Below are 20397 nucleotides of genomic sequence, written 5' to 3'. Positions count from 1 at the left end.
CCTGAGCCATGTCGCCATCCGTGCCGTCGCTGTCCCGCCTCCGTTCGCCCGCACCCGGCGCGTGGCGATGAGCCGCCCCGCACGGCCGGCGCCACGCGGCGCGGAAGGGCAGGTGCGCATCGTCGGCGGGCGCTGGCGCAACACCAAATTGTCGGTGCCGGACCTGCCTGGCCTGCGCCCGAGCAGCGACCGCGTCCGCGAGACGGTGTTCAACTGGCTGATGCCGCGCCTGCCCGGCGCGCGCGTGCTGGACCTGTTCGCCGGCTCCGGCGCGCTGGGCCTGGAAGCGGTGTCGCGGGGTGCGGCGCATGCGACGCTGGTCGAGCGCGACCCCGGCCTGGCGCAGCGCTTGCGCCAGCACGTCACCCGGCTGGACGCGGCCGACCAGGTGCAGGTGCTGCAGGAAGACGCATTGCGCTGGCTGGAGCGCGCGCCGGTGGCGCAGGCCAGCATCGTGTTCGTCGATCCGCCGTTTGCTGCCGGCCTGTGGCCCAGCGTGCTGGAACGCCTGCCCGCGCACCTGAGCGCCGATGCCTGGCTGTATCTGGAAGCCCCGGTCGAGCTGCCGCCGCAGGTGCCGGCCGGCTGGCACCTGCACCGCGAAGGCGCCACCCAGCAGGTGCGCTATGCGCTGTACCGCCGGGCCGCTGCTACACTGAACGGCGATCCGACCCCGGTAGTTTCCGTATGAGCGTGGCCAATAGCCGCACCGCCGTCTATCCCGGTACCTTCGACCCGATCACCAACGGGCATATCGATCTGGTGAACCGCGCCGCGCCGTTGTTCGAGCGCGTGGTGGTCGGCGTGGCCTACAGCCCCTCCAAGGGCCCGGCCCTGCCGCTGGAACGCCGCGTGGAGCTGGCCCAGGAAGCACTGGCCGCGCATGCCAACGTGGAAGTACGCGGCTTCGACACGCTGCTGGCCCACTTCGTGCGCGACATGGGTGCCGGCGTGCTGCTGCGCGGCCTGCGCGCGGTGTCCGACTTCGAATACGAATTCCAGATGGCCAGCATGAACCGCCATCTGATCCCGGAGGTGGAAACGCTGTTCCTCACCCCGGCCGAGCAGTACAGCTTCATCTCGTCCTCGCTGGTGCGCGAAATCGCGCGGCTGGGCGGGGACGTGTCCGGTTTCGTTCCAGCTTCGGTCGTCGAAGCCCTGCGGCAGGTGCGGCAAGCCCGCGCGCAGGCCTGATTCTCTAGCAGTCACATCACCACATGCTTTTCAAAGGGAGGAGTTTCATGAAACACACCATGCGCGCGCTGGCGCTCGCTTCGATCGCCGCTCTGGCCGTCACCGCCTGCAAGAAGGAGGAGCCGGCACCGACCGCCGCCGCGGCTCCCGCGCCGCTGAAGGCGCCGGCCAAGGACGACAACGCCGGCTGGAAGAAGTACCTGCAGGAAGTGGTCGGCCAGAACCTGGGCGCCACCACCAACAGCCCGTTCCTGTACTACTTGCCGCCGGAGTCCGATGCTGAATTCGCCGGCAGCTACGAGCGTCAGCTGGAAAGCGTCAAGACCGCACTCGCGCGTGGCGTGCAGCCGGGCAACATGCTGGCCTTCGGTTCGTCGGCTTCGACCAAGATGGCCGACCTGATCGACGCCGCGTTCAAGGACGTGCAACCGGATTCGATGAAGGGCGTGCGCGTACTGTTCATCGGCGATGCCGCCGATAATGCCCGCGTGCAGGCCATCGTCCAGCCCAAGGGCGTGGAATACACCTTCGTTGAAGCCAAGTAATGCCGTACCGGGCCGGATGCGCGGGAGGGCGCGTCCGGCCGCCGTGCGCAATCGCGGCATGCCGCTGATTCCGCACCCCATCGGGGCCGGTCCACACGGACCGGTTGCCGACCACGTGCGTGGCGGTGTCCATGCCTGGCCCCGGGCCGGGCGCGTTGGCGTCCGGCAGCACGTTGCGTTCCAGCGCCTGGCGTTGCATCGCGCCGCGTCGCATCGCATGGTGGTGCCGCCATGTCGCTGAAGATCAACGAGCTCTGCGTCAACTGCGATGTCTGCGAGCCGGCGTGCCCGAACCAGGCCATCTCGATGGGCGAAACCATCTACGTGATCGACCCGGCACGTTGCACCGAGTGCGTGGGCCATTTCGACGAGGCGCAATGCGTGGTGGTGTGCCCGGTCGAATGCATCGACCCGGATCCGGACATCCCGGAAACCCACGATCAATTGCTCGCCAAGCTCATGCAGCTGCAGCGCGATCACCCCGAACTGTACGAACAGGAGCCTCCCGCCCCGTGAGCATCTTTTCCCGACGTTTTCCTTCGCGCGGCCTGTTGCTGCTGGCCTTCGTACTGGCAACGCCGGCCTGGTCGGCCGATGGCGCTAGGCCGGCGACAGCCGCGTCCTCGCCGGTGGCGGGGCATCCGCCCGGTGCGGCGATCGCCAGCGGGCACGCACTGGCCACCGACGCCGGCCTGCAGATCCTGCGCGAAGGCGGCAATGCGTTCGATGCGGCGATCGCGGTGTCGTCAACCCTGGCGGTGGTCGAGCCGATCAGCTCGGGCCTGGGCGGCGGCGGCTTCTTCCTGTTGCACGATGCCAAGACCGGCAAGGACGTGATGCTGGATGCGCGCGAGACCGCGCCCGAGTCGGCCAGCGAGGCGCAGTTCCTCGACAAGCAGGGCGCGCTGGACCGCGACCGCTCGGTCAACGGCCCCTGGTCGGCCGGGATTCCCGGCTTGCCTGCAGCGCTGGTGGAGCTGGCCACCCGGCACGGCCGGCTGCCGCTGAAGCAGTCGCTGGCACCGGCCATCCGCATCGCCACCGAAGGTTTTCCGGTGTACGCGCGCATGGCCAAGGGCTATGCCTCGCGGCGCGAAGTGATGGAGCGTTATCCCGGCACGCGCGAGGTCTATCTGCGCGGCGGCAAGCCCATCGCCGAAGGCGACATCTTCAAGCAGCCCGAATTGGCGCACACCTTGAAGCTGCTCGGCGACAAGGGCTTTGACGGCTTCTACAAGGGCGAAACCGCCAGCAAGCTGCTGGCCGGCGTCAAGCAGGCCGGCGGGCAGTGGAAGGCCGCCGAGCTGGCCGGGTACCGGGTCAAGCAGCGCACGCCGATCCAGTTCGATTACCGCGGCTGGAAGATCACCACCGCGCCGCCGCCGTCTTCCGGCGGTATCGCACTCGCCGCCATGCTGCAGATCCTGGAAGGCTGGGAGCTGGACACGCTCGACGATGCGCACCGCACCCATCTGGTGGTGGAAGCGATGCGCCGCGCCTACCGCGACCGCACCTTCTTCCTCGGCGACCCGGACTTTGTCGCGGTGCCGCAGCGCGTGCTGACCAGCAAGGATTACGCGCAAGGCCTGCGCGCCACGATCAACCCGGACAAGGCCACCCCCAGCGACCTGCTGTCGGGCAATCCGACCCCGCTGGAAGACGACGAGACCACGCACTTTTCCATCATCGATGGCGAAGGCAACCGCGTCGGCGCCACCCAGACCGTCAACCTGCTGTACGGCTCGGGGCTGATCCCCAAGGGCACCGGCGTGCTGCTCAACGACGAGATGGACGACTTCGCGCTCAAGCCGGGCACGCCCAATGCCTTTGGCGTGATGGGCTACGCGGCCAACGCCCCCAAGCCGGGCAAGCGCATGCTCAGCTCGATGACGCCGACCTTCATGGAATCGGCCGACAAGGTCGCGGTGATCGGCACCCCGGGCGGCAGCCGCATCATCACCATGGTGCTGCTCGGCATCCTGGGCTACGACGCCGGCCTGGACGCACAGCAGGTCAGCGCCTTGCCGCGCTATCACCACCAGTGGCTGCCGGACGTGATCGAGGCCGAGAGCAACGCGTTCTCGCCGCAGACCGCCAAGGCGCTGCAGGCGATGGGGCATGCGCTCAAGCTGCCTGGCGACACCGCCGAGGGCGGCCGCGGTTCCAGCCACGTCTGGGGCAATCTGCAGACGGTGGAGTGGGACAAGCGCAGCAACGTGCTCACCGGCGGTAGCGACCCGCGCAACCCGGTGGGCAAGGCGCAGGTCCAGCTGGCGACACCTGCACGGTGAGTGCCACGGCCTGCTCCGTGGGCGGGGCAGGCATTACACGGCCAACGATGAGAACCGGCGTGCACTGAGGCGCGGGCCTGGCCTGTCGGTTCGGCGCAGGCGGCACAGGTGCCGAACACGCGGCGCGGCGAACCGTGTCCTTACCTCGACAACTACGTGCAGCATGTCTGCGCCGGCCTGAGTGGGGGCCGGAAGGTCACTGGCTGCCTGCAGCAATACGGTTTGCTGCTGTGTCCTATGTCGGGATTGGACTTGTCGCTGTGCATCGATTTGGCGACCATCGTGGCATGACCATTTTGCAGACCCTGCTCACCGCCATGGTGATCGCATCGCCCATCGCCGCCTGCGCGGCCGATACGACCGGCACTGCCGGCAGCACGGCCGCTGCCGGCGCCGCGATCCACGTCAACCAACTCGGTTATCTGCCGGGCTCGGCCAAGCTGGCGGTGGTCGGCTTGCCGCCGTCCGCTGCGGCAGCGGCAGACCGCTTCACGGTCGAGGATGCCGACGGCCGCCGCGTGCTGGAGGGCCGCTTGTCGCCGGCGGCCACCTGGGCACCAGCGGGGCAACAGGCACGCGTGGCCGACTTTTCCGCGCTGCGCGCCCCAGGGACGTATCGGGTGAAGATCGCCGGTTTGCCGGCGTCGGATCCATTCCCGATTGCGGCCGGTGCCTACCAGCCCGTCGTGGATGCCTCGCTCAAGGCGTTCTACTTCAATCGCGCCAGCACCGCGCTGCCGGCGCAGTTCGCCGGGCACTATGCACGTGCGGCCGGGCATCCGGACACCGATGTGCGCATCCATCCTTCTGCTGCGTCTGCCACGCGCCCGGCCGACAGCGTGATCCGTGCACCCAAGGGCTGGTACGACGCCGGTGACTACAACAAGTACATCGTCAATTCCGGCATCAGCACCTACACCTTGCTGGCCGCCTACGAGCAGTATCCGGCGCTGTTCAAGGCGCAGCCGCTGACCATTCCCGACGACGCCCCCGGCGTGCCCGGCATCCTGCAGGAGACCTGGTGGAACCTGGAATGGATGCTGGCCATGCAGGACCCGGCCGATGGCGGCGTGTACCACAAGCTCACCGACAAGCAGTTCGATGGGCTGGTGATGCCGGACCAGGCCAGGCAGCAGCGCTACGTGGTAATGAAAGCCACTGCCGCCACGCTGGATTTTGCCGCGGTGATGGCCGCCGCCAGCCGCGTGTATGCGCCGTTCGACGCGCAGTATCCGGGCGCGTCGGCACGCATGTTGAAGGCCGCGCGCCGTGCCTGGGCGTGGGCGCAGCAGCATCCGGATGTGATCTACCGCCAGCCCGACGATGTGCGCACCGGCGGCTACGACGACGCGCAGGTGGACGACGAATTCGCCTGGGCCGCGGCCGAGCTGTATGTGAGCACGCGCGAGGATGGCTTCTATGACGCAATGATGGCGCGCAACGTGCCGGCCAGCGTGCCGGGCTGGAGCAACGTCGGCGGCCTGGCCTGGATGTCGCTGGCCGAACATCGCGACCGGCTCACCCCGCATGCCGATCGCGCTCGTATCGCGCATGAGATCACCGGTCTGGCACAGCGGCTTGCCGAACAGTGGCAGGCCTCGCCCTGGCGTCTGGCGATGACCGACACCGATTTTGTGTGGGGCAGTAATGCAGTCGTGCTCAACCGCGCGATGATGTTGATGCAGGGCTATCGGTTGACCGGGCAGCGGCCGTATCTGGACGCCGCGCAGTCGCAGCTGGATTACATCCTGGGGCGCAATCCGTTGGGGCTGTCGTTCGTCACCGGGGTCGGGCTGCGCAGCCCGCTGCATATCCACCATCGCCCTTCCGAAGCCGACGGCATCGACGCGCCGGTGCCGGGCTGGCTGGCTGGCGGCCCGCAACCGGGCCAGCAGGACGCCAAGGACTGCAAGGTGGCCTATCCCTCCAGGCTGCCGGCGCTGTCGTACCTGGACGACACCTGCAGTTATGCCAGCAACGAGGTGGCAATCAACTGGAACGCGCCGCTGGTGTATGTGAGCGCGGCGATCGAAGCGTCCACGCGCTGAGGCGGCGGGCTCCAGGCGGCAGCGCGATTTTCCCTTCTCCCATCGGGAGAAGGTGGCGCGCAGCGCCGGATGAGGGTGCGGCAGCGGCAGCAACACCGACACACCGTACCCTCACCCCAACCCTTCTCCCGTGGGGAGAGGGGCTTCAATCCGCCGATTACCTCACCCGCGCTGCTCCAGCGTGATCGGCAATCGTCCAGCGCGCATCAGCTTTTGATTTGGTCGCTTCAGACACTCACTCCACCCGCGTGCCGAAGATCCGGTCGCCGGCATCGCCCAGGCCGGGCAGGATGTAGCCCTTGTCGTTGAGGTGGTCGTCGATCGCGGCGGTGTAGACCTCCACATCCGGATGCACGGCTTCCAAGGCTTTCAAGCCTTCCGGTGCGGCCACTAAAAAGATGCCCTTGATCCGCCGCGCGCCGGCGCGCTTGAGCATGTCGATGGTGGCGATCAGCGTGCCGCCGGTGGCCAGCATCGGGTCCAGGATCAGCGCGTCGCGTTCTTCCAGGCGGCCGGTGAGGCGTTCGAAGTAGGGCACCGGCTGCAGGGTTTCTTCGTCGCGTTGCAGGCCGACCACGCTCACGCGCGCGGCCGGGATCAGCGCCAGCACGCCGGGCAGCATGCCCAGACCTGCACGCAGGATCGGTACCAGGGTGATTTTCGCGCCGGCAATCCGCTGCACGGTCACCGGGCCGGCCCAGCCGGGCTGCACGTGCGACTCGGTGTCCAGATTGGCGGTGGCCTCGTAGGCCAGCAGTGTGCCCAGCTCGGTGACCAGTTCGCGGAAGCCCTTGGTGCTCAAGGCGGCATCGCGCAGCAGGCCGATCTTGTGCTGGACGAGGGGGTGACGGACTTCGACGATTTTCATGGGCAGCGACAGGCGGGAGAGACCCACAGTGTGCCGCAGCCAGCGGCAGCGTCGCCACACATTGGGCGTGATCGTGCTTGCAGATGTCATGTCAGTGAAACGTCGTAGACATAGTGTGCCCACCCATTCTTAACCGATTGGGGAAGCACCCGTGTTGAACAAGACTCCGCTGTGCCTGGCGATCACGCTGACGTTGGCGGCGGCCACGTGGAGCCCGCTTGCGCAGGCGGCCGAGGGTGCGGCAGCGGCAACCGGCGCCTCCGGTGCGGCAGCCGTCGACCTGGAGCGGCTGGAAGTGCGCCCGCAGGTGGAATCGCAGGTGCGCGCGGTCGATCTCAAGCGGGGTTCCGATGCGATCCAGGATGCGGTCGCCTCCGATGCGCTGGGCCGGTATCCCGACAAGAATGTTGCAGAATCCTTGCAGCGCCTGCCCGGCGTCAGCGTCACCCGCGACCAGGGCGAAGGGCGCTTCGTGGTGATCCGTGGCCTGGATTCGGCGCTCAACAGCGTCACCATCGACGGCATGACCATGGGCACGCCGGAAGACGGCACGCGCTCGGCGCCGCTGGACGTGATTCCGTCCGACTCGACCGAGCGCCTGAAAGTGGTCAAGTCGCCGACCCCGGACATGCCGGGCGATTCCATCGGCGGTGCGATCCAGGTCGAGTCCACCTCTGCCTTCGATCGCGATGGCCGCACGCTGCGCGGCTCGGTGGAAGGCAGCCACCAGTCGCTGTCGGGCAAGACCAGCCCCAAGGGCGCGTTCAACTACAGCGACATCTTCGACGGCACCTTCGGTGTGGCGGTCGGCGTGAACTACCAGGATCGCGAATTCGAATCGGACAATACCGAAGTGGCCTACGACAGCTTCGACGGCGGTGCGGCCGACGATCTGTTCGCCGGTGAAGTGCAGCGCCGCAAGTACTTCATCGAGCGTACCCGCATGGGCGCCAACCTCAACCTGGACTGGCGCCCGGACGCCGACAACCGCTACTACCTGCGTACGCTCTACAGCCGCTTCGACGATGCCGAAACGCGCCAGCGCACCATCTTCGGCCTGGCCGATGGGCAGGTCAGCGCCAATGGCGATGGCACCTACGACGTGGCCGACCTGCCGGCCGATTCCATTTCCAAGCGCGTGCGCTACCGCACCAAGAAGGAAGACACCATGGCCTTGAGCGTGGGCGGTGAAAACCGTCTGAGCGCGGCCACGGTGGATTACAAGCTGGGCTACACCAAGACCACCGAGCGCGTGAACGATGAGATGGAAGCGCGCTTCAACTACGCCGGCGACGATCTGTCGGCCACGGTCGATCAGAACAGCGGCATTCCGCGCCTGGGGTTCTCCGACAATGGCTGGCAGCGCAACGACGATTTCGTGTTCGACCGCTTCGTGCTGGCGCCCAAGCGGGTGGACGACAGCGAGCGCAGCGCGCAGGTCAACGTGCGCTTCGATGGCGAGCATTCCAGCCTGAAGATGGGCGTGCTCGGCCGCTGGCGCGAGCGCGATGTCAACGTGGACGAAAACGAGCTGCGTCGTGGCCCGGCAATCGATCTGAGCGACTGGACCACCGCCGCACCGGAACATCGCGGCGGCACGCTGGGCGAAAGCATCGGCTCGGACGGCATGCGCCGTTACTGGAATACCTCCGGCACTCTGTACAGCGCACGTCCGCAGGACGTGGGCAGCAATCTGCAGGTCTCGCTGCAGGACGACTACAGGGCCACCGAAGATGTGTTTGCGACGTACGCGATGGGCACCTGGGACATCGGTGCACTGCGCATGATCGCCGGCGTGCGGGTGGAGAACACCCAGTTCGACGCCACCGGCAACCAGGTCGACGTGGCCGAGAACGGCCGCACCGCCACGGTGACGCCGCGCGAAGCCTCCAGCAGCTACACCAATGTGCTGCCGGGCCTGCATCTGCGTTACGACACCGGCAACGACTGGGTGCTGCGGTTCGCGGCCAACAAGACCTTGTCGCGGCCTGCGTTCGGCGATGTCTCCCCGCGCGTGAGCATCAATCGCGGCGACGAAGAGGTGAGCCTGGGCAATCCCGATCTCAATCCGTATCGCTCAAAGAATCTGGATCTGTCGTTCGAAAAGTACATCGGCAGCACCGGCCTGATCTCGCTGGGCGTGTTCAACAAGTCGATCGACGACTACATCGTGCAGACCATCAGCACCAACGATGCCGAGTTCCCCAACCTGCAGGTGACGCGCTCGATCAACGGCGACACCGCAAAGGTGCGCGGCGCCGAATTCAATTGGCAGCAGGCGCTGGACTTCCTGCCCGAGGGCTGGAATGGCCTGCTGGTCGGCGCCAGCGCCACCGTGCTGGACAGCGATTTCAATCCCGGCCTGAGCGATCGCGCCGGCGAGGACTTCACCTTGCCGCGCTCGTCCAAGCGCATCTACAGCGGGCACCTGGGCTACGAAAAATACGGTTTCAGTGCACGCGTTGCGGCGGTGTATCGCAGCGAGTACCTGGACACCATCGGCCAAAGCCGCGCGTACGATATCTACGTCGCTCCGCACACCCAGCTGGATTTCAGCATGAACTACCAATTCAACAGCCACGTCAGCCTGTATCTGGAGGCGCAGAACCTGCTGGACGAACCGCTGGAGCTGTACCAAGGCGTGCCCTCGCGCACGCTGCAGAACGAAGAATACGGCCGCACCTATGCGCTCGGCCTGAAGGTGGCACTGTGATCGCAACGCGCACGCGGCTCCACACCACGTTACTCCACACCACACTGCTCGCCACCACGCTGGCGCTGACCGCCTGCGCCAGCGCACCGGCCGACCGCGAAGCCGACGAGGCGCTGTTGAAGGACCCCTTGCTCAGCGAGGCCAGGGTGGCGCACGAAGTGGTGCCGGAAGCCTTCATCACCGCGCTGACGCCGGCGGACAACCTGGATTCGCCGGCCAGCTGGAGTGCGCCCGATGGCAGCCGCTGGTTGATCGCCACCGCCAAGGCCACGCATGCGCTGGTGGTGTTCGATGGCGATAGCGGCAAGCGCCTGCGCGTGGTCGGCGGCAAGGGCAAGGCCTTGGGCAAACTGGATCGGCCAAACGGGATTTCGGTCGTCGACGATCTGGTGTTCGTGGTCGAGCGCGACAACCGCCGCGTGCAGGTGTTCTCGCTGCCGGATTTCAAGCCGCTGACCAGCTTCGGCCAGGACGAATTGCGCGAGCCCTATGGGCTGTGGGTGCGCAAGCACGACGGCGGCTACGAGGTGGTGGTCAGTGACAACTACATGTCGCCGGCCAACAAGGATGAGCCGCCGCCGCTGGCCGAACTCGGTCAGCGTTTCCGTCGCTATCAGGTGGACAACGCAGGGCAGGGCTGGCAAGCGCACCTGACCCAGAGCTTCGGCGATACCACCGAGGCGGGCGCGATACGGATCGCCGAGTCGGTGTTCGGCGACGAAGCCCATGCGCGCCTGATGATTGCCGAAGAAGATGTCGCCGTGGGCACGCAGTTGCGCGAATACGGGATGGACGGACGCTATCGCGGGCGCAATGTCGGCAGCGGCCTGTTCAAGGCGCAGGCCGAAGGCATGACGCTGTTTGCATGCAAGGACGGCAGCGGTTACTGGATCGCCACCGATCAGTTCAAGGACCGCAGCGTGTTCCAGGTGTTCGACCGCCAGAGCCTGGCGCATGTCGGTGCCTTCGCCGGCCGGGTGACCGCCAATACCGACGGCGTGTGGCTGGATCAACGTGGCGATGCGCGCTTTCCGGGCGGGGTGTTCTACGCCTTGCACGACGACCAGGCGGTGGCGGCCTTCGACTGGCACGATATCGCGCGCACGCTGCGTTTGAAAGAATGCGCGCCATGACCGCCGCACGTGCGGCGCTGTCTTGCGCGCTGTTGCTGGTGGCGATGACGGGCACTGGATCGTTTGCCGCCGAGCGCGCGGCCGAACCCAACACCCAGGTGCCGGCCGGCTCCACCCACTATGTTGCCGACGGCTTTCCGGACCGCATCGTCGCCACGCCCGCGCAGGCGGCGGCGACCGGTTTCGCGGTGGCCTGGCGTACCGATGCCAGCGTCAACCAGCCGTGGCTGGAGCTGGTGGTTGCCGGCGACTCGCCCGATGTGGGCACGCCGCGCCGCATCCGCGCCAGCACCACCACGCTGACCAGCGAAAACGGCAGCTCGCATCACCACCGCGCCGATATCGACGGGCTGACGCCGGACACGCTGTACGCCTACCGCGTGCAGGGCAACCACACCTGGGGGGCGTGGAATCATTTCCGCACAGCCGCCACCGCGGATACGCCGCTGACGCTGCTGTATTTCGGCGACACCCAGAACAAGAACCTCAGCCTGGTCTCGCGGGTGATCCGCCAGGCCTGGCGCTCGGCACCGGATGCGCGGCTGGCGCTGTTCGCCGGTGACCTGGTCAGCGGCAAGGACGGCCAGGACGACAACGAATGGGCCGAGTGGTTCGACGCCGGGCGCTGGCTGCTGGAAGGCACCGCGGTGGCGCCGGCCCCGGGCAATCACGAGTATCACGAAGAGGGCGAGGACACCCCACAGGCCACGCGCACGCTTGGCACGCATTGGCCGGTGACCTTCGCGCTGCCGCGTAACGGGCCGTCGGCCACCGCACGCACCAGCTACTGGTTCGACTATCAGGGCGTGCGCATCGCCGTGCTCGATGGCACCTCCGTTCTGGATCTGGGCACCGGCCCGGCACAGGCGCAGTGGCTGGACAAGGTACTGGCCGACAATCCGCACCCGTGGTCGATCGTGCTGATCCACCAGCCGTTCTTTTCCCCGCGCGCCGATCGCCAGAACGAGAAACTGGTCGAGCAGGTGCTGCCGGTGATCCGCCGCCACAAGGTCGATCTGGTGCTGCAGGGCCACGACCACACCTACGGCCGGCGCGGCGATACGGCAGGGCAGGCCACGCCGGTGTTCGTGGTCTCGGTGGCCGGGCCCAAGCAGTACCGGCTCTCGGACATGGCGCGCAAGACCATGCGTCCGGTCGGCGAGGACACCCAGCTCTACCAGGTGCTTCGCATCGACAACCACACCTTGCGTTACGAGTCGCGCACCGCCACCGGGCGTCTCTACGATGCGTTCGAACTGGAGCGCGGCAGCGATGGCGGCAAGCGACTGGTGGAGAAAGAGGCCGGACGCATCGCACCACGCGATTGCCCGCGCAGTGCAACCCTGAAAGGACGCACCGACAGATGCTGGGAATGATGGAAACGCGGCACAGGCGAGCTGGTCTGGATGAGGCTGCCGTTCCGGATGACGACCCGGTGAGCAAACTTCGGTGCTGCATTGATTTTGCACATCGACGGTAAGCGTAACCATTTAAAATTGTGAATTACGTCACACTAATAATGGGACTACTGTTAGGGCCGACCGGGTCTCCACCCGGGTAGCCGGCTTCGACGCGGGTGCTTCGGTGGAGGTTCTGCCTCCCCCAGCCCCGAGAAGCCCCCATGATTCCCCACGTGTTCCATCTCACTGCGCCGACCAAGCACCTGCTTTGGGAAGAGCGCAAAATCCAGGCCCGTCTGCAGCGGCTGCTGCCGGGCTGGACCTGCCATGTCTGGGACGATGCCGACAACTCGGCGCTGATGCGTCGCGCCTTCCCGGAATTGGCCGACCGCTACGAAGCGATCCGCTTCGGTGTGATGAAGGCCGACATCGCCCGCTGCGCCTACATGCATACCTATGGCGGGTTCTATTTCGACACCGACTACAAGCTGCTGCGCACGCTTGGCGCGGACGTGCTGGCACAGCAATGCGTGCTGCCGATCGAAGAGGGCGCGCCCGGCAACGAGCAGTTCAAGATCGGCAATGCGGTGTTCGGCTCGGAGGCGGGACATCCGTTCTGGCGCGCCTTCATCGAGCACATCTTCACCATGCATGCGCCCGAGACGCTGGAAGACCATCGGCAGATTCCGATGATTTCCGGCCCGCGCGGGTTGACGCGTTTCTACAACGCGCACGCCGGCGAGTTTGCCGGCATCGTGTTTCCGGCGCGCGATGCGTTCCATCCCGACCGCACCTGGTTCGGGCTCGGCCACCGTGGCGGCACGGTCGCGGTGGGCTCGCATCTGTGCTGGGCGTCCTGGCGCGGCAAGTCGCCACGCCGGGCAGTGACCAATTACCTGCGTCGCAAGCTGAGCGCCGTGCCGATCTGACCGGGCCAGGCAGCACCCCCGCCGCGCGCAGCGCCGACGGCGCGTGGCGGTTGCCCGGGAGTGGCCGCGCCTGTTCCGCAGGCGCGCATGCACTGCCTGCGTCGCCTTGAAGTCGAGCGGTCTACACCACCATCGCTCTGGCCGCCCGGTGGGCGCGGGCCGGTGCTCCGCATCGGCGTGTACCGCTCGGTGACCGACGTTCCTGCGCACCGTCCGCTTCCCGCTGGCGACTGCTCGCCATGCGTATCGGTAGCGCTCAGGCCGCCTCGGCCTGGCTCTGGCGCGGGCCTTCCTTCAGCGCACGCCCGATCAATCCGACCAGCAGGTCCAGCTCGTCTTCGTCCATCGCAAAGTGCGGGGTGAAGCGCAGCGAATTCTCGCCGCCGTGGATCACGTTGACGCCGCGATGGCGCAGCCATTCCTCGGTGGAACCGGCGCCATAGCACTTGAATTGCGGCGCCAGCTCGCAGGAGAACAGCAGCCCGGTGCCCTGCACCTTGGTGATCAGGCCGCCCAGCTCGGACTGCAGTGCCTGCAGCTTGGCGATCGCCTGCGCGCCGCGGGTGCGGATGTTCTCGCGCACCTGCGGAGTGAACAACGCCAGCGTGGCGCAGGTGACATCCAGCGCACGCGGATTGGTGGTCATGGTGTTGCCGTAGGTGCCCTTGCGATACACCTGTGCAGCGTGTTCGGTCACCGCCAGCACCGACAACGGGTATTGCGCGGCGTTGAGCGCCTTGGAGTAGGTCTCCAGGTCCGGCGGGTCGAGCTGCTCGAAGCCGGGGTAATCCACCACCGACAGCACGCCGTGCGCGCGCAGGCCGGCCTGGATCGAATCCACCAGCAGCAGGCTGCCGTGCAGGCGGGTCAGTTCGCGCGCGGCGGCATAGAACGCGGCCGGCAATGCGCGGCCCGGGTCGCCTTCGCCCATCACCGGCTCCAGGAACACCGCCTCGATGAACCAGTGATTGCGCGCGGCCTCGTCGAAGGCGCGCTGCAGCGCCGCCACGTCGTACGGCGCGATCGCGATCACCGAGTCTTCGTCGCGGTAGCTGGCCAGGTACTTGGTGTAGGTCTTGCGGCTGGAATCGGAATACAGGCCGGGGCGGTCGGTGCGGCCATGGAAGCTGCCCTTGACCACCACGCGCTTGATGCTGGCACCGGCGTGGCGCGCGCCCGGGTCGGTGTGCAGCTTGGCGTTGGTATCGACGATGCGCGCGGCCAAGCCGACTGCTTCGGAACCGGAGTTGAGACACATGAAGCGTGCGAACGGACAGCCGCCGCGGGTATGCCCGATCTCGGCGCGCAGCGCACGGTCGAGCCGGCGCTGCGCCAGGCTCGGCGTCATCACGTTGGCCATCACCTGCGGACGCGCCATCGCCTCGAGCACCGGCGCGGGGGTGTGACCGAAGCCGAGCATGCCGTAGCCGCCGGCGTCGTACAGCACCGCGCCCTTGAGCGTGATCACCCAGGGGCCGCGCGCGGCCAGCGCCACGTACGGGGTCACCGCATCGTCGGCGTAGAAATTGATGAAGCCGTCCTGCACCACGCCGATCTGTGCGTCTTCGTCCAGGTCCAGCAGGTCGGCGGCCTCGGCGCGCACCAGCGCGTACTCGGCAGCGGCCGCTTCGATGGCGTGTGCGAGATCCGGGTGGCTGGCGGCCAGGCGCGCGATGCTGGCATCGTCCAGGCCATCGGTCAGGCGGCGGCCGGCATGGGCGCGCAACGGGGCGAGCGGGGCGAGGACGGACATGGCGCATCTCCTGCAAGGTGGCGTTCCCTTTCTATTATCGGCAGAAGATCGGCGTTTGGCAGCGTGAATCCGGGCAGGAAGTGGGGTATTTTCGTCGAATCGACGAACCATTTAGGCGAAAAGTGAAAATCACTCCCTCCGACGAACGCCTGCTGTCGCTGCTGCGCGAGGACGCGCGCGCCTCCACCGCGCAGATTGCGCGCCGGCTTGGGCTGTCGCGCACCACCGTGCAGAGCCGGATCGACAAACTCGAGCGCGACGGGGTGATCAGCGGCTACACCGTGCGCACCCACGATGCCTACGAACAGGGCCGCATCCGCGCGCACATCCTGATCACCGTGCTGCCCAAGAAGATGCCCGCGGTGGTCAAGGCGCTGCGCGACATCCCGCAGGTGCGCCTGCTGCATTCGGTCAGCGGCGCCTACGACCTGATCGCCCTGGGCGTGGTCGGCGGCGTCAACGAGATGGACGTGCTCACCGACGCCATCGGCGCGATCGACGGCGTGGAGCGCACGACGACGTCGATCATTTTGTCGACGAAGTTCGAGCGGTGAGGGGCGGGAATCGGGAGTGGGGAATGGGGAATCGTAAGAGCCAGATCCGAGGGCCGAAACTCATACGGCGCAGACTGGCCCGCTTTTACGATTCCCGATTCCCGAATCTCCATTCTCCGCCGCAGTTACAATAGCCGGCTCCTCAGCCAACACATCCTGCGGCCTTGAAGAAGTCCGATTTCAACTATTCGCTGCCCGACGAGCTGATCGCCCAGGCGCCATTGGCCGAGCGTGCGGCCAGCCGCTTGCTGGTGGTGCCGCCGTCGCCGCAGGCGCTGGTCGACCGGCAGGTGCGCGATCTGCCCGAGTTGCTGCAGCCGGGCGATCTGTTGATCTTCAACGATACCCGTGTGATCCCGGCGCGGCTGTTCGGGCAGAAGGCCAGCGGCGGGCGGGTGGAAATCCTGATCGAGCGCCTGCTGGGCGAGCGGCAGGCGCGCGTGCAGATCGGCGCCAGCAAGTCGCCCAAGGCCGGCAGCTGGATCGCGCTGGATGCCGGCGGCCAGGCCGAGGTGCTGGGCCGTGACGGCGAGTTCTACCTGCTGCGCTTCGAGATCCCCACGCCGCTGGAGCACTGGCTGCTGGAGGCCGGGCGCCTGCCGCTGCCGCCGTACATCCGCCGCGAGCCGGGGGTGGAAGACCGCGAGCGCTACCAGACCGTGTTCGCGCGCGAAGTGGGTGCGGTGGCCGCACCCACCGCCGGGCTGCATTTCGACGAGGCATTGCTGGCTCGCCTGCGCGAGCGCGGGGTGGAGTTCGGCCATGTCACCCTGCACGTGGGCGCCGGCACCTTCCAGCCGGTGCGCGTGGACGCGCTGGATCAGCACGTGATGCACACCGAATGGCTCAACGTCGGCGCCGCGCTGGTCGAGCAGGTGCGGCGCACGCGTGCGCGTGGCGGCCGCGTCATCGCGGTGGGAACCACGGTGGTGCGCTCGCTGGAAAGCGCCTGGCGCATCACCGATGCCGCGCCCGAGGGCGAGTTGCTGCCGTTTGCCGGCGAAACCCAGATCTTCATCCTCCCCGGCTACCGCATCCGCAGCGTCGACGCGATGGTCACCAACTTCCATCTGCCCGAAAGCACGTTGCTGATGATGGTCTCGGCCTTCGCCGGCCGCGAGCGCATCTTCGCCGCCTACCAACACGCCATCGAACAGCGCTATCGCTTCTTTTCGTATGGCGATGCGATGCTGTTGTGGAGCAGGGATTGGGGATTCGGGAGTGGGGATTCGTAACGGCCCTCCGCTCACCGCCTTCCCGCTCTTGCCAATCCCAAATCCCGAATCCCCAATCCCGGCCCCTCAATGTCCCGACTCCAGTTCCAGCTCCAAGCCACCGACGGCCATGCCCGCCGTGGGCGCCTGACCTTTCCGCGCGGCACCGTCGAGACGCCGGCGTTCATGCCGGTGGGCACCTATGGCTCGGTCAAGGGCATCCTGCCCGAGCAGATCCGCGCGCTGGGTGCGGAGATCATCCTGGGCAATACCTTCCACCTGTATCTGCGCCCGGGTCTGGAGGTGATCGGCGACCACGGCGGGCTGCACGGGTTCGCGCGCTGGGACGGGCCGATCCTCACCGATTCGGGCGGGTTCCAGGTGTTTTCGCTGGCCCATCGCCGCAAGATCACCGAGCAGGGCGTCACCTTCGCCTCGCCGACCGACGGCGCACGGGTGTTCCTGGGCCCGGAAGAGAGCATGCAGATCCAGAAGGTGCTCGATTCGGACATCGTTATGATCTTCGACGAGTGCACGCCGTACCCGGCCACCGAGGAGGTGGCGCGGCGCTCAATGGAGCTGAGCCTGCGCTGGGCGCAGCGCTCGCGGCAGGCGCATGACGGGTTGGGCAACGATGCGGCGCTGTTCGGCATCGTGCAGGGCGGGGTGCATCCGGACCTGCGCAGCCGCTCGCTGGACGGGCTGCAGGACATCGGGTTCGACGGTTACGCCATCGGCGGGCTGGCGGTGGGCGAGCCGGAGCACGAGCGCAATGCGATGCTGGAACACCTGCATCCGCGCCTGCCGGCCGAGCGCCCGCGCTACCTGATGGGCGTGGGCCGGCCCGAAGACCTGGTCGAAGGCGTGGCGCGTGGCGTGGACATGTTCGACTGCGTGATGCCCACCCGCAACGCGCGCAACGGGCATTACTTCACCTCCTTCGGCACCGTGCGCATCCGCAACGCCAGGTACGAGCGCGACCTGGACACCATCGAGCCGGGCTGCGGCTGCCATGCCTGCAGCAGCGGCTACACGCGTTCGTATCTGCGCCACCTGGACCGTTGCAACGAGATGCTGGCGCCGATGCTGGGCACCCTGCACAACCTCTGGTACTACGAGAAGCTGATGGCCGACCTGCGCGCGGCCATCGCGGCGGGAACCTTTGCGCAGTTCCGGCGGTCCTTCTATGCGGCACGCGGCGCCACCACGCCGCCGTTGCCGGGGGAAACCAGCTGAGACCGGCCGTCCGCGCCCCGCGCGGACGGTTTGGAACCTGCATGGCATAATTCCCGGCTGTTCCGCTCCGGCGGTACCTGAATAGCGAGCGGGCTGCTTGGCGCGCTGGCACCAAAACTAGGACGCACTGAATGAATCTGCTCGATTTCCTGATCCCCGTCGCCCAGGCGCAGGCCACTGGCGGTGCGCCGGCGCCCGGCCCGATGGGAAGCCTGTCCACCTTCGCGCTGCCGATCATCCTGATCGCGGTCATGTATTTCCTGATGATCCGCCCGCAGATGAAGCGCCAGAAGGAGCACAAGTCGTTGCTGGACAAGCTGGCGCGCGGCGATGAAGTCATCACCTCCGGCGGCGTGGCGGGCGTGATCACCGACATCGGCGACAACTTCATCACCGTGGAAGTGGCCGACAACGTGCGCATCCGCGTGCAGAAGAGTGCCGTGGGCCACGTGCTGCCCAAGGGCACGCTGAAGTCTGCCAACTAAGCGGCAGCCAACCTGCTGCGCCCGCTGTCAGGTGGGCGCAGTCGGTGCCGCGAACCGGCGCGCATCGCTCCGCTCCGCGCACCGCCGCATCCACCTGACGACCGCTGGCGACATTGTGTTGGCCGCTGGAAGTCGTTTTCACTGCTAGGCGCGTCGCCGGGATGGTGTCGCGCGGGACTGTCGCAATGCTCGAATTTCCTCGCTGGAAGTATTTCCTGATCCTGCTGGTGCTGGCGGTCAGTGCGTTGTACGCGCTGCCCAACATCTACCAGAAGGACCCGTCCGTGCAGATCACCGCCAGCCGCGGTGCCCAGCTCGACGACGCCTTGCGCAGCCGCATCGACGCCGACCTCAAGGCCGCCGGCATCACGCCGAAGGCCGTCACCAAGGAGGGCGACAGCCTGATGGTGCGCCTGCCCAGCCTGCAGGCACAGACCCGCGCCAACGACGTGCTGCGCCAGCAACTGGGCGAGAATTACACGGTGGCGCTGAATCTGGCCTCGACCGTGCCGGACTGGCTGGCCAAGCTGGGCGGCCGCCCGATGGTGCTGGGCCTGGACCTGGTCGGCGGCGTGCATTTCGCCATGCAGGTGGACCAGAAGGCCGCGCTGGAAAAGCGCCTGGACGGCTTTGCCGAAGACATCCGCACCACGCTGCGCGATGGCCGTATCGCCTATCGCTCGGTCGAGCGCCGCGGCGACAACAGCATCCAGGTCAGCCTGAGCGAAGGCGCCAGCGTCGACGCCGCGCGCACCGCGCTGGCCAAGTCGCAGCCGACGCTGACCTACGACGTCAGCGGCCAGAACATCTCGGTGAAGGTGCCCGAGGCCGAGCTCAAGCAGATCGCCAGCGGCGCGATCGAGCAGAACCTCACCACCTTGCGCAACCGTGTCAACGCGCTGGGCGTGTCCGAACCGACCATCCAGCGCCAGGGCGAAGACCGCATCGTGGTCGAACTGCCCGGCCTGCAGGACACCGCCGAGGCCAAGCGCCTGATCGGTGCCACCGCCTCGCTGGAATTTCGCGCGGTGGTCGAAGGCAATGCCGAGGACGCGGTGCGCAGCGGCAGCATCCCGCCGGAAGCCAAGGTCTACCGCGTGCGCGATACCGGCGCACCGGTGCTGCTGAACAAGCGCGCGCTGGTGACCGGCGACCAGATGGTCAGCGCCAGCGTCAGCACCGACCAGAACGGCATGCCGGCGGTGGCGGTGACGCTCAACAACGTCGCCGGCCAGCGCATGCTCGACTACACCAGCGCCAACGTCGGCAAGCTGATGTCGGTGGTCTACATCGAGCGCATCCCCACCGTGACCATGGTCGACGGCAAGGAAGTGCGCAGCGTGCGGGTCAAGGAAGAAGCCTTGTCGCCGACCCGCATTGCCGGCGTGTTCGGCAAGAACTTCCAGACCACCGGGCTGGAAAAGACCGAGGCCGAAAACCTGGCCAAACTGCTGAAATCCGGCTCGCTGGCCGCGCCGATGGATTTCGTCGAGGAATACGTGATCGGCCCGAGCCTGGGCGCGGAGAACGTGGAGCGCGGCGTCACTGCAGTGGTGTACTCGTTCCTGTTCACGCTGGTGTTCTTCACCATCTACTACCGCGTGTTCGGCGCGATCACCTCGGTGGCGCTGCTGTTCAACCTGCTGATCGTGGTGGCGGTGATGTCGCTGTTCGGCGCCACCATGACGCTGCCGGGCTTTGCCGGCCTGGCGCTGTCGGTGGGCCTGTCGGTGGACGCCAACGTGCTAATCAACGAGCGTATCCGCGAGGAGCTGCGCCTGGGCGTGCCGGCCAAATCGGCGATTGCCGCCGGTTACGAAAAGGCCGGTGGCACCATCCTGGACGCCAACCTCACCGGTTTGATCGTGGCGGTGGCCTTGTACGCGTTCGGCACCGGCCCGTTGAAGGGCTTCGCGCTGACCATGATGATCGGTATCTTCGCCTCGATGTTCACCGCGATCACCGTGTCGCGTGCGCTGGCGGTGCTGATCTATGGCCGTCGCAAGAAGCTGAAGACCGTCGCTATTTAATGCG

The 20397-nt window shown here is 67.1% G+C and carries 17 protein-coding genes; 15 read left to right on the top strand and 2 right to left on the bottom strand.

Annotated elements, in window-relative coordinates; translation table 11 throughout:
- Position 1 precedes the first annotated feature (1 nt).
- From rsmD to EO141_RS08380, 6 genes are all read left to right on the top strand, one after another.
- The gene (gene rsmD / locus EO141_RS08410; protein WP_206514792.1) at positions 2-691 is read left to right on the top strand and encodes a 16S rRNA (guanine(966)-N(2))-methyltransferase RsmD; all 690 of its coding nucleotides are present in this window, start codon (positions 2-4) and stop codon (positions 689-691) included.
- Positions 688-1194 (top strand): pantetheine-phosphate adenylyltransferase, encoded by a 507-nt coding sequence (coaD, locus tag EO141_RS08405; protein WP_104582103.1) that lies wholly within the window; start codon positions 688-690, stop codon positions 1192-1194. The genes rsmD and coaD overlap by 4 nt, the downstream gene beginning before the upstream one ends.
- Positions 1195-1241: 47 nt before the next feature.
- On the top strand, positions 1242-1739 hold the full coding sequence (locus EO141_RS08400) for a hypothetical protein (protein WP_164739122.1): 498 nt from the start codon (positions 1242-1244) through the stop codon (positions 1737-1739).
- A gap of 231 nt (positions 1740-1970) precedes the next feature.
- The gene (locus tag EO141_RS08390) at positions 1971-2255 is read left to right on the top strand and encodes a YfhL family 4Fe-4S dicluster ferredoxin (protein WP_029220241.1); all 285 of its coding nucleotides are present in this window, start codon (positions 1971-1973) and stop codon (positions 2253-2255) included.
- Positions 2252-4030, top strand: a complete 1779-nt coding sequence (ggt, locus tag EO141_RS08385) for a gamma-glutamyltransferase (protein ID WP_127168955.1) — start codon at positions 2252-2254, stop codon at positions 4028-4030. The genes EO141_RS08390 and ggt overlap by 4 nt, the downstream gene beginning before the upstream one ends.
- Before the next feature lie 287 nt (positions 4031-4317).
- The gene (locus tag EO141_RS08380; RefSeq protein ID WP_127168954.1) at positions 4318-6078 is read left to right on the top strand and encodes a glycoside hydrolase family 9 protein; all 1761 of its coding nucleotides are present in this window, start codon (positions 4318-4320) and stop codon (positions 6076-6078) included.
- A 235-nt stretch (positions 6079-6313) separates the two neighbouring features.
- Here the strand turns inward: EO141_RS08380 and upp are convergent, their stop codons facing one another.
- A complete protein-coding gene (gene upp, locus EO141_RS08375; RefSeq protein ID WP_024940024.1) occupies positions 6314-6946 on the bottom strand; it encodes a uracil phosphoribosyltransferase in 633 nt (210 codons plus the stop codon).
- A gap of 151 nt (positions 6947-7097) precedes the next feature.
- Between upp and EO141_RS08370 the strand changes: the two genes are divergently transcribed.
- The 4 genes from EO141_RS08370 to EO141_RS08355 all read left to right on the top strand — a co-directional run bounded on the left by EO141_RS08370 (position 7098) and on the right by EO141_RS08355 (position 13121).
- Positions 7098-9659, top strand: a complete 2562-nt coding sequence (locus EO141_RS08370) for a TonB-dependent receptor (RefSeq protein ID WP_164739121.1) — start codon at positions 7098-7100, stop codon at positions 9657-9659.
- Between the two features lie 44 nt (positions 9660-9703).
- Complete coding sequence (locus EO141_RS08365; RefSeq protein ID WP_127169207.1) at positions 9704-10792, top strand: phytase; 1089 nt, start codon at positions 9704-9706, stop codon at positions 10790-10792.
- Positions 10789-12168, top strand: coding sequence for a metallophosphoesterase family protein (locus tag EO141_RS08360; RefSeq protein WP_127168953.1), 1380 nt, complete (start codon positions 10789-10791; stop codon positions 12166-12168). Before EO141_RS08365 ends, EO141_RS08360 begins: the two co-directional genes overlap by 4 nt.
- 245 nt (positions 12169-12413) lie before the next feature.
- Positions 12414-13121 carry a glycosyltransferase gene (locus EO141_RS08355; protein WP_104582108.1) on the top strand — a complete coding sequence of 236 codons (708 nt, stop codon included), beginning with the start codon at positions 12414-12416 and terminating at the stop codon, positions 13119-13121.
- 256 nt (positions 13122-13377) lie between these two features.
- On the opposite strand, the gene EO141_RS08350 is transcribed toward EO141_RS08355, so the two are convergent.
- Positions 13378-14874 carry an aminotransferase class III-fold pyridoxal phosphate-dependent enzyme gene (locus EO141_RS08350; RefSeq protein WP_127168952.1) on the bottom strand — a complete coding sequence of 499 codons (1497 nt, stop codon included), beginning with the start codon at positions 14872-14874 and terminating at the stop codon, positions 13378-13380.
- A gap of 122 nt (positions 14875-14996) precedes the next feature.
- On the opposite strand from EO141_RS08350, the gene EO141_RS08345 reads away from it, so the two are divergent.
- From EO141_RS08345 to secD, 5 genes are all read left to right on the top strand, one after another.
- The gene (locus EO141_RS08345; protein WP_104582110.1) at positions 14997-15428 is read left to right on the top strand and encodes an Lrp/AsnC family transcriptional regulator; all 432 of its coding nucleotides are present in this window, start codon (positions 14997-14999) and stop codon (positions 15426-15428) included.
- A 164-nt stretch (positions 15429-15592) separates the two neighbouring features.
- Positions 15593-16663 carry a tRNA preQ1(34) S-adenosylmethionine ribosyltransferase-isomerase QueA gene (gene queA / locus EO141_RS08340; RefSeq protein ID WP_127168951.1) on the top strand — a complete coding sequence of 357 codons (1071 nt, stop codon included), beginning with the start codon at positions 15593-15595 and terminating at the stop codon, positions 16661-16663.
- A gap of 69 nt (positions 16664-16732) precedes the next feature.
- Entirely contained in the window at positions 16733-17878 is a 1146-nt protein-coding gene (gene tgt / locus EO141_RS08335) for a tRNA guanosine(34) transglycosylase Tgt (protein ID WP_104647936.1), read from the top strand.
- Positions 17879-18009: 131 nt separating this feature from the next.
- Positions 18010-18363 (top strand): preprotein translocase subunit YajC, encoded by a 354-nt coding sequence (gene yajC / locus EO141_RS08330; protein ID WP_104533651.1) that lies wholly within the window; start codon positions 18010-18012, stop codon positions 18361-18363.
- Between the two features lie 185 nt (positions 18364-18548).
- Positions 18549-20393: a protein translocase subunit SecD gene (secD, locus tag EO141_RS08325; RefSeq protein ID WP_164739120.1), complete on the top strand. Its 1845-nt coding sequence runs from the start codon at positions 18549-18551 to the stop codon at positions 20391-20393.
- Positions 20394-20397: the final 4 nt, after the last annotated feature.

Source organism: Xanthomonas sp. BRIP62415 (assembly GCF_003993515.1).
Classification (GTDB): Bacteria; Pseudomonadota; Gammaproteobacteria; order Xanthomonadales; family Xanthomonadaceae; genus Xanthomonas; species Xanthomonas euroxanthea.
Note: the sequence above shows the minus strand (reverse complement) of the source record. Positions and strands in the feature narration are given on the sequence as shown.